Here is a 545-nt window from a genome sequence, read left to right as displayed (position 1 = left end):
ACCTGCTTGCAAAGACCAGCAAAATCATGCTCTACCTGAACCAAATATTCATCAAAACGGTTGGTATCCATGTATTCTCTAGGAACCTTCTCGATATTCACCAAGACCGTATCGATAAAAGGCCGACCTAAGTGTCGATGGAGGACTTCCACGTGGTCACTGTCTGAAAAGTACTCTGTTTCCCCACGCTGGGTCATGATATTGCAGACGTAAGCGATCTCTGCCTTAGTCTCCAAGAGAGCCTGCCCAATCTCCTCAATGACAATATTGGGCAAAATCGATGTAAAGAGGGAACCAGGCCCCAAGACGATCATATCACTCTCGAGGATAGTATTGACCACTCGACGGCTGGCTTGGGGTGTTTCATCATCCAAGGTATTGGTCACATAGACATGGTCGATCATACCTGGATGATCTGCAATGTGGCTCTCACCTGCCACCTCAGAACCATCTTTAAAGACTGCATGCAGTGTCAAAGGCTGATCGCTTGAGGGGTAGATTTTTCCTGTTGTGTGGAAAAAGAGACTTAGCAGCTGCATGGCATT

The 545-nt window shown here is 47.0% G+C and carries 1 protein-coding gene; it reads right to left on the bottom strand.

Annotated features, from left to right (window positions below; translation table 11 throughout):
- Positions 1 to 545 (bottom strand): uridine diphosphate-N-acetylglucosamine-binding protein YvcK (gene yvcK / locus GMD4S_RS10265; protein WP_000292115.1); only part of this gene is annotated, 545 nt, incomplete at both ends.

This window comes from Streptococcus sp. GMD4S (assembly GCF_000296955.1).
Note: the sequence above shows the minus strand (reverse complement) of the source record. Positions and strands in the feature narration are given on the sequence as shown.